This window comes from Polaromonas sp. P1_G1 (genome assembly GCF_056405595.1).
Genome location: NZ_JBFUBU010000092.1, coordinates 1 through 5,286, shown reverse-complemented (window position 1 = coordinate 5,286; position 5,286 = coordinate 1). Strand labels below are relative to the sequence as shown.

The following is a 5,286-nucleotide window of genomic DNA, read 5'->3' as shown; positions in this document are numbered from 1 at the left end:
CCGGCGTTGTCTGAGCCGAAGGCGAGTTTAGCCGGACCCCGCTTGGCTCGAGCACCGCAGGTTGCCCGTAGCGAAGCGTAGGGACCCAGACTGCGGGTCGCCTTTTCTTTGGTGACTTTCTTTTGGCGAAGCAAAAGAAAGTTACTTGCCGCCGGGCAACCCCCGGCCAGCAGAACTCAGCAGAGAAAACAGTAGCGCAAAGGCCGGAGCAAGACCGGCCTAAATACCTATCAGGCCAAGAACTTCATATCCCTAAGCCAAGCCGCCAAGCGTTCGGCAAAAACCTTATAACCCTCGCCATTTGCATGAATCTGGTCCGACCGCAGCTCACTGCGCGACAGCACATACGACCAGCCGCCGCTGAAGAGCGGCGTGCCGGTTTCCTTCGCGACCTCGGAATACACCTCATGGTCGCCCAGTGAATTGGTCGCGGCGGCCAGGAACACCGGCCTGGGCTGCGCGATCAGCACCACTTGCGCGCCGGCCGCCGCCGTCTGCACCAGGCTTTTGAGCGCGGCGCGCGTGCGGTCCAGCGGCAAGCCGCGCAGGAAGTCATTGCCGCCTATCGACACCAGCACCAGGCCCGGCGTGTTGTCCTGCAGCAGCGAGGGCAGCCGCGCCAGCGCGCCTTCGGCTGTGTCGCCGTTGAGGCCCGCGTTTTTGGTGACGTAGCCCGTCAGTTGCTCCAGCTGCTGCGGGTAGCCGGCGCCAGCCACGGCGCCGTAGCCATAGGTCAGCGAATCGCCCAGACACAGCAGCACGGCTTCCTTGGGCAGTGTCTTGCCCTGCGGCTTGGCTTTTTTGGAGCAGCCCGCGGCCAGCAGCAGGGCGGAGGCGGCGCTGCCCAGCAGCAAATGGCGGCGAAAACCGGAGGTGGATAGGGGCATGGTGTGAAGCGAAGTGTGGTGGGGTGGGTCAGATGCCGTTCAGGTTCATGAAGGATTGGCGGCTTGCGGCGGCGCCTCCGGCGCCTGCGCGTGCAGCTGCTTTCTCACGTAGTCCACATGCTGGCGCAGCGTGTAGACCCGGTCTGAAAAGTCCAGCGCGAACTTCATGTGGCTCACGTCGTGTTCTATCTTGTCCAGCCGCGCGGTGGCCTCGGCGACCTCCCGCGCATCGAGCCGCCGCGCACCGATGTCGCGCTCCATCTCCAGCAGCGCGCCGTAGCGGCGGTAGAGCCGGTTCTTTTCCTTGAACTCGAACAGCCTGGGCACGATGCGGAAGACGGGAATCGCGATCGCCACCAGCGGCAGCAGCACCAGCAGCAGGCGTTGCAGGGCGTTGGCCGCCCAGTAGGGCAGGTAGCGCTGCAGGAAGGGCCGGCCGTCCTTGTAATAACGCGCCGCCTCATCGGCCAGCGGAAATTCCGTCGCGGCCCCGTTCGGGAACTCGCCCGGCCTGTTCAGCAGCGTAGCGCCCCGGTGCACTTCGCGCGCGGCTTCCAGCAGCAGGTAGGCCAGGGCCGGGTGCAGGTCCTTGTGGATCACCAGGTTGGCCGTGGTGGCCAGCAAGGTGATGTCCTGGCGCGGGCGGTCCTGCGCCGGATCGACCGAGCCGGCCTTGAGCGTGACCAGCGAGAGGTAGGGCAGGCGCCGCGCCAGCCCCTCGGCGTGTTCAATCGACACCAGGTGCGCCTCGTCCTGCTTGCCCAGCAGCATCTGCACCGCCGGTGTCTGCGGCGCGCCAATCAGGAAGAGCGCGTCGATCTCGCGTGCCAGCAGCGCCTTGGCCGCCGCCTGCCCGCCGCCGGGCGTCAGCGTCGCATTGGCCGGCGTGACACCATAGGCTTGCAGCAACTCCAGCGCCACCTTGCGTGTGCCGCTGCCTTCCACGCCGATGGCGACTTTTTTGCCCGCCAGCGGGCCCAGGCCCTTGCTTAAGGTTTTGGCCAGCGCCGGCGAGGTGAACATCCAGACCGGCTCGTAACCCACGACCCCCAGCGAGCGCAGCGGCGTGCTGGATTCCGGCTCCTGCGAATCAAGCTGCAGCAAGCCCAGGCCGCCCTGCACAAAACCCACCGGCATGCCCGCGTTCAGGCGCTCAAGGTTTTGCACCGCACCGCTGGAAGGCAAGAGCTCCAGTGTCACGCCGTTGGCGCTTAAATAGCTTTGGTACCTCAGCGCGAACTGGTGCGCCGCGCCGTCCACCGCACCCGTCGTCATCTGGACCTGCCGCGGCGGCGCCGGCAGCAGCGAACGCGAGAACATCGACAGCAGCACCGCGAGCCCGCCGATGATGGCCACCGCAAGCAGGAAGGTCTGCTTGCGGCTCAGGGAGGGGATGATCAGCATGGGTGCAGTCTAACCAAGAGCCTGCAAGCCACAAAGCGGACGCTATGGCCCAGCCAGGCCATGTGTCGTCAAGCCGCCAATGCGCTCAGCGCAAATTCGCCCGCACCCAGCGCAGAATATCCGCCGCGCCCATAGCGCCCGCCTGGCGCGCCACTTCGCGGCCGTTCTGGAACAGCGCCAGGGTCGGAATGCTGCGGATATTGAAGCGCGCACCCAGATTGGGCACGGCCTCGGTGTCGACCTTGGCCACGCGCACTTGCGGCTCCAACTGCGCGGCGGCCTGCTCGTAGGCCGGCGCCATCTGCCGGCAGGGCCCGCACCACGGCGCCCAGAAGTCGACCAGCACGGGAATCTGGTTGCGGCTGATATGTTTGTCAAAGGCCGCTTCGTCCAGCGCGGTGGAATGCGCCACAAACAGCGCTTTCTTGCAGCTGCCGCAGCTGGGCTCGCTGCCCAACTGGTCGGCGCGCACGCGGTTGGTGGTGTGGCAGTGGGGGCAGACGATGTGGAGCGAGTCGGTCATTGTTTGTAACTGGGGCGCCGGGGAGGCTTTTCAAGCCGGCGCAGGGTGTACAAATACGTCCTGCGTTCCGTGCGGGCGCGCTCGAAGATTTCCAGATTGTGAAAGGGGTACTGGTTTTGAAACTGTTTTGGAGGCATCGCCGCCTGGCATCCGCTGCGGGCGTCCTGTCCGGTGCGCTGGGGATACTGCTGCTCACGGGTTGCGCCAGCGGCGTGAAGTCCTTTCCCCTGCAGGAAAAGTTCGGGTCCACCGCCACCTATTCGCGCCTCTTCGACGCCAGGCCCGAGCAGACCTGCGAGGCCGCGCGCCGCGCGCTGCTGAGCCAGGGCTACATCATCAACATCGCCAGGGCCGACCTGGTCGAGGGCCAGAAGAGCTTCCAGCCTGAGGCCGAGTCGCACCTGCAGATGGTGATACGCGTGGTGTGCGCGCCAGAAAGCGCCGACGGCAAGATCAGCCTGGGTTTTGTCACCGCGCTGCAGGACAGCTACCAGCTCAAAAAGAGCAACAACTCCGCCAGCCTGGGCGTGGGCGCCCTGGGCTCGGTGTCCCTGCCTTTCAGTTCCGGCAATGACTCCATGGTGAAAGTCGGCAGCGTCACGATTTCGTCGGACGCGTTTTACGACGGCTTTTTTGAGCTGCTCAGCCGCTACCTCGCGACGGTGGACGATTTGCCGCCGCAATCCCAATAGGTAACTCATATTTGCCCGCTTTGTAAGGTGGCGCTACATCCTGATACGCCGGCATGCCGCGCGGTAAACACGGGGTAAAAGCGCAGCGCATTACATCCGCCCTACCTCCGCATTACACGGCGTTGACCTTGGGGTTCCACGATGAAGGCACTGAAGCACCCAGGCCCCTCCAGGCCGGTGCTTTGGAAAAGCAAGCCCCCCCGGTTTGCTGCTTCACTCATTGAGCAAAGGAGCCCCCATGAAATCGAAACTCTTGACCGCATCCCTTCTGGCCACCGCGCTGGCCGCGGGCCTCGCCGCCGCGCCGGCGATGGCGCAGCCGGGCCCTTATTCACCTTCGCCTTCCTATCCGCCTCAGGTGGTGTATGCGCCTGCTCCGCAAACGCCGGGCATAGACAATGCGCAGCAGGCCATCAGCGAGCGCATACGCCAGGGCCTGCAGTCCGGCCGCATCACGCCCTCGGAAGCCCGTTTGCTATACCGCCGCGACAACGACATCCAGAACCGTGAGGCCGCCTACAAGGCCGACGGCCGCGTCACGCCGCAGGAACGCCAGCAGCTGCGCGCCGACATGGCCCAGCTCAGCGCCGAAGTCGAACGCGCCATCGCCAACAACCGCACCGTTGCCGTCGGCTATCCGGCCGACAGGCTGGGCGGCATCGACAGCCAGGAGTTCAACATCCGCCAGCGCATTGATGAAGGCGTGCGCAGCCACCGCTTGAGCCTGCGCGAAGCCGGCCGCTTGCAGGCCCGCGAGGAGGCCATTGAACGCCGCGAGGCCGCTTACCGTTCCGACGGCGTGGTGACGCAGCAGGAGCGCCGTGACCTGCGCGCCCAGCTGGCGGCCTTGCGCGATGAAGTTGAACGCCTGATCAATCCGCGCGGTTAAGCACCAAGGCTTATCAAGCCGTGAGGCATAAAAAAACCCCGGTCAGCGCATGGCGCCGGCCGGGGTTTTTGTTTCAAGCGAAAAGAATCAGGCTGCTTTGGCGCGGCGGAAAGCCGTGCTGCGCTTGGCCGCGACCTTGTGCTCACCGGCAATCTTGCCAGCCAGTGCGGCACTCTTCTGCTCGATCTGCGCGGCCAGCTTGCTCAAAGCCAGTGCGCCGGGCGCAGTGGCCTGGGCCAGGGTGTTCAGCGCGGTCACGCCGGTTTTTTCTTCAAACAGGCTGGCGTTGGCAGCGGCGCGTTCGACGCCGGCTTCTGCCACTTTCACCAGCTGGCTCACCACCTGCTCGGCGCCGCTGGTCGTCAGCAGCAAGCCCTTGGTGTAGTAGGCGCTGAAGGCGGCTTGTGCGGCCGAAGCGTTTTTCGCGGTTTCAGCGGTCAGTTCGGTGCGCGATTGTTTCAGGGCTTTGTTCCAGCGCTGCTCCAGCAGGCTGACCACACGCTCACCGCCGGCACGGTAGGCCTGGATGACGTTGCGGGCGGTATTGCCGTAGGACTCGATCAGGTCGGTGGCAACGGTGGAGAGGTTTTTGGCGCTCATGGGAATTCCTTTGTTAGGCTTTGACGATGGGCTTATCTTGCCGGGTTTGGCTAGTGAGGGCGACCTAACGGGTTAGAGAGGGGTGTCCAGATGCCGGGTCTTGCGCCGGCTTTGCGCGCTTCTGTGTCCTCTGCATAGGGTAGCTGGCCGGGGGTAGCCCGGCGGCTACTCACTTTTCTTTTGCTTCGCCAAAAGAAAAGTAAGCAAAAGAAAAGGCGACCCTGGTTGCTGCGTCCCTTCGCTGCGCTACGGGCAACCTGCGGTGCTCGGTTCAGGCGGGGTCTCGCTAAA

6 protein-coding genes are annotated in these 5,286 nt (G+C 64.8%); 2 read left to right on the top strand and 4 right to left on the bottom strand.

Going from position 1 to position 5,286, the window contains the following annotated elements; all coding sequences use genetic code 11:
* Nucleotides 1–230 precede the first annotated feature (230 nt).
* From AC1D1Y_RS25630 to trxC, 3 genes are all read right to left on the bottom strand, one after another.
* Nucleotides 231–887, bottom strand: coding sequence for a GDSL-type esterase/lipase family protein (locus AC1D1Y_RS25630; protein WP_477684835.1), 657 nt, complete (start codon nucleotides 885–887; stop codon nucleotides 231–233).
* A 45-nt stretch (nucleotides 888–932) separates the two neighbouring features.
* The gene (locus AC1D1Y_RS25625; protein ID WP_477684834.1) at nucleotides 933–2,291 is read right to left on the bottom strand and encodes a TAXI family TRAP transporter solute-binding subunit; all 1,359 of its coding nucleotides are present in this window, start codon (nucleotides 2,289–2,291) and stop codon (nucleotides 933–935) included.
* Nucleotides 2,292–2,376: 85 nt separating this feature from the next.
* Nucleotides 2,377–2,814, bottom strand: coding sequence for a thioredoxin TrxC (trxC, locus tag AC1D1Y_RS25620; RefSeq protein WP_477684833.1), 438 nt, complete (start codon nucleotides 2,812–2,814; stop codon nucleotides 2,377–2,379).
* Nucleotides 2,815–2,930: 116 nt separating this feature from the next.
* Between trxC and AC1D1Y_RS25615 the strand changes: the two genes are divergently transcribed.
* Both AC1D1Y_RS25615 and AC1D1Y_RS25610 read left to right on the top strand, forming a co-directional pair.
* Nucleotides 2,931–3,506: a DUF2242 domain-containing protein gene (locus tag AC1D1Y_RS25615; protein WP_477684832.1), complete on the top strand. Its 576-nt coding sequence runs from the start codon at nucleotides 2,931–2,933 to the stop codon at nucleotides 3,504–3,506.
* A gap of 238 nt (nucleotides 3,507–3,744) precedes the next feature.
* The gene (locus AC1D1Y_RS25610; protein ID WP_477684831.1) at nucleotides 3,745–4,395 is read left to right on the top strand and encodes a hypothetical protein; all 651 of its coding nucleotides are present in this window, start codon (nucleotides 3,745–3,747) and stop codon (nucleotides 4,393–4,395) included.
* Between the two features lie 87 nt (nucleotides 4,396–4,482).
* Here AC1D1Y_RS25610 and AC1D1Y_RS25605 read toward each other — a convergent pair whose 3' ends face one another.
* On the bottom strand, nucleotides 4,483–4,995 hold the full coding sequence (locus AC1D1Y_RS25605; protein ID WP_477684830.1) for a hypothetical protein: 513 nt from the start codon (nucleotides 4,993–4,995) through the stop codon (nucleotides 4,483–4,485).
* Nucleotides 4,996–5,286: the final 291 nt, after the last annotated feature.

Excerpts from the sequence above, each read along its gene's own strand:
- trxC (WP_477684833.1), bottom strand. The coding sequence starts at position 2,814 with ATGACCGACTCGCTCCACATCGTCTGCCCCCACTGCCACACCACCAAC.
- AC1D1Y_RS25625 (WP_477684834.1), bottom strand. The coding sequence starts at position 2,291 with ATGCTGATCATCCCCTCCCTGAGCCGCAAGCAGACCTTCCTGCTTGCG.
- AC1D1Y_RS25630 (WP_477684835.1), bottom strand. The coding sequence starts at position 887 with ATGCCCCTATCCACCTCCGGTTTTCGCCGCCATTTGCTGCTGGGCAGC.
- AC1D1Y_RS25610 (WP_477684831.1), top strand. The coding sequence starts at position 3,745 with ATGAAATCGAAACTCTTGACCGCATCCCTTCTGGCCACCGCGCTGGCC.
- AC1D1Y_RS25605 (WP_477684830.1), bottom strand. The coding sequence starts at position 4,995 with ATGAGCGCCAAAAACCTCTCCACCGTTGCCACCGACCTGATCGAGTCC.